The following is a 2,266-nucleotide window of genomic DNA, read 5'->3' on the forward strand; positions in this document are numbered from 1 at the left end:
TTCGATGTGCGGGCCGAAATTCTGTTCGATGAAGATTTCGCAGGAAGTTCGAGAATTTGCTGCCGGCAGGGCAGCAAATAGCGGCCATCCGGGGGATGGACGCGATCTCGAACTCGGGACTTTCGCCGGCAAGCAAAATCAGGGGGTTGACGGGCTTGTCGCCACCGGCCCGACGGGCGCAGAGGCGGCAGCGGCGAGCCGGGAAGCGGCGATCAAGGGGATGGAGGAGATGGCCGCCAAGTTCCGCGAGACGGGCAGCGAGTTGTATATGGGCGCTGGTGGTCGGGAGCGGGATTGATAAACCGGCGGTAGGTTCGAACGCGAGTCGCTGTTAACGCGCAATGTCAAGGCTTGACAAAATTTATTTTCGCCTGTGCCGCGCCGCCCTGTTGCGTAGTTGGATTTCATATACTTATTATAGGATACCATTAGCGATGGCGAAAGAATCGCGCACCAATTGGCTTTTACGATTTGTCAAGGGGAACGACGCATCATCGCCGACCGTTGGTGAATCACAGCTAACCGGGAGCAGCTTATGTCTGAAGAACTGCAAAAGGCTCTTGAGTCGATCAAGGGACATCACATGAATGCCGAGGAGCGGGAAGCTCAACGTGTTAGTTTTGTGTATGGGAACGCTTCCTCGAAAGATAACGGGACTAAAGAAGCGGTCATTCGCGCTCTTGACCTAGCCGAAGTAGCCTGATTTCATCAGCGCTCACGGAATTACGGGAAGCCCGGCGATTTCGCCGGGCTTTTTGCATGTGGAGCGATTGATGTCATTTTTTGTCGATGAGTCGCATGGTCTTTTCAATTTTATTTCAACCCGTAACCGCGCGCGCCAATTTGATTTTTTGGAGATGTCCTACGTCGTTTCGAATTATGCCGCAGGCCTTGAAATCGATAGCGAGTTTATCTCAACGCTAAATGCATATGCTACTCGTTATATTTCTATGCAGCCTGGCCGCCACAGACGGCACTATAATGTTAAAGTCGGAGATCATACCCCAAGTGATTGGAGTTTGGTGCCGGAAGAAATGGAAATGTTCATTGATGTACTACATGATAATTGGTCTCGCTGGTCCCCGCCGGAGGTTGCAGCTTACGCATTGTGGGGTGTAAACCACGTCCACCCATTTTGTGACGGTAACGGCCGTACCGCTCGAGCCCTGTGTTATTACGTCTTGTGTCAGAAAATTGGTCAATGGTTACCCGGTCGGCTGACCGTACTCGAGCAAATCCGGACAGATCACCGTGCGCATCATTGCGAAATCCTACAGCGAATGCATGACGCTCGTGCCCGACCGGATATGATGACCGACCTCACCGAGATGGCCGCTCTCATTGACTCCCTAGTTGTGACGCAAATTTACACCCATCACACCGAGCAAGCTGCAGAAATTGCCGCCGCCGCAGGCGCCGCGCCCACAAACTGAGTCCTAGGAATTCTGGGGACGCCTACTCAGCTCAATAATGATACCGGCAGCTCAGCACTTCCAAAGCCTGGGCCTCTCCTGATCCGGTCACCCGATACACCAGCCGATGCTCGTGATTGATCCGCCGGGACCAGAAGCCCGCCAAGTTGCGCTTAAGGGGTTCGGGCTTGCCGATGCCGGTGAACGGGTGGCGCAGACATTCGCCAATCAGCTGATTGATGCGGTCGACCACCTTGGGGTCGTCCGCTTGCCAAGCCAGATATTCCGCCCAGGCTTCGCGGTCGAACACCAGCTTCACGGCTGGATCAGCTCGTGCTCCTCGCCCTCACCGGCATCGAGCCGCGCGATGCCGTCCAGCAGACGCTTCGCGTTGGCGGGCGACGACAGCAGGTACAGCGTCTCCTCGATCGACGCCCATTCGCTGGCGGAGACCAGCACCGCGCCCTCGCCGCGCTGGCGGGTAATGGCTAGGGGTGCGCGGTCGGCGACGACCTTGTCGATCATCGCCTTCAGATTCTCTCGCGCTTCGGAATAGGATATGGCTTGCATGGCGGTACATTGGACAGAATTCTGTCCAATGTCAATGCCGAGCGCCGAGGGTTGCTCCTGACCCTCTCCCCTCACCCGCGCCGCCATCCGGTAATCGCCGATCCGCCAGCGCCGATATCCCGCATGATTGCCATCACCACATCTTGTCCGCCAATATCGCCGTCCACACCATCAGCGTCATCGTGCCGCCGATGAGCGTCGTCACCACCGCGCGGCGCAGCAGGCGGCTTTGCGCGTCGATCGAATGGACGAAAGCTGCGAACAGGCGGCGTTGCAGCTTGGCG

The 2,266-nt window shown here is 56.7% G+C and carries 4 protein-coding genes and 1 pseudogene; 3 read left to right on the plus strand and 2 right to left on the minus strand.

What is annotated here, in order from left to right:
• From C0456_RS20085 to C0456_RS20095, 3 genes and pseudogenes are all read left to right on the plus strand, one after another.
• A pseudogene (locus tag C0456_RS20085) lies at window positions 1–298 on the plus strand (phosphomethylpyrimidine synthase ThiC); the annotation flags it as partial.
• A gap of 237 nt (window positions 299–535) precedes the next feature.
• A complete protein-coding gene (locus C0456_RS20090; RefSeq protein ID WP_291056341.1) occupies window positions 536–703 on the plus strand; it encodes a hypothetical protein in 168 nt (55 codons plus the stop codon).
• A gap of 70 nt (window positions 704–773) precedes the next feature.
• Entirely contained in the window at window positions 774–1,433 is a 660-nt protein-coding gene (locus C0456_RS20095) for a Fic family protein (protein ID WP_291056343.1), read from the plus strand.
• Window positions 1,434–1,464: 31 nt separating this feature from the next.
• Here C0456_RS20095 and C0456_RS20100 read toward each other — a convergent pair whose 3' ends face one another.
• Both C0456_RS20100 and C0456_RS20105 read right to left on the minus strand, forming a co-directional pair.
• The gene (locus tag C0456_RS20100) at window positions 1,465–1,731 is read right to left on the minus strand and encodes a Txe/YoeB family addiction module toxin (RefSeq protein ID WP_291056346.1); all 267 of its coding nucleotides are present in this window, start codon (window positions 1,729–1,731) and stop codon (window positions 1,465–1,467) included.
• Window positions 1,728–1,982, minus strand: a complete 255-nt coding sequence (locus C0456_RS20105; protein WP_291056349.1) for a type II toxin-antitoxin system prevent-host-death family antitoxin — start codon at window positions 1,980–1,982, stop codon at window positions 1,728–1,730. Before C0456_RS20105 ends, C0456_RS20100 begins: the two co-directional genes overlap by 4 nt.
• Window positions 1,983–2,266: the final 284 nt, after the last annotated feature.

Source organism: Hyphomonas sp., assembly GCF_013823385.1.
In the GTDB taxonomy this organism is placed as follows: Bacteria; Pseudomonadota; Alphaproteobacteria; order Caulobacterales; family Hyphomonadaceae; genus Hyphomonas.

What these genes read in the sequence shown, in the direction of transcription:
- C0456_RS20090 (WP_291056341.1), top strand. Translation starts at nt 536, where the DNA reads ATGTCTGAAGAACTGCAAAAGGCTCTTGAGTCGATCAAGGGACATCAC.
- C0456_RS20095 (WP_291056343.1), top strand. Translation starts at nt 774, where the DNA reads ATGTCATTTTTTGTCGATGAGTCGCATGGTCTTTTCAATTTTATTTCA.
- C0456_RS20105 (WP_291056349.1), bottom strand. Translation starts at nt 1,982, where the DNA reads ATGCAAGCCATATCCTATTCCGAAGCGCGAGAGAATCTGAAGGCGATG.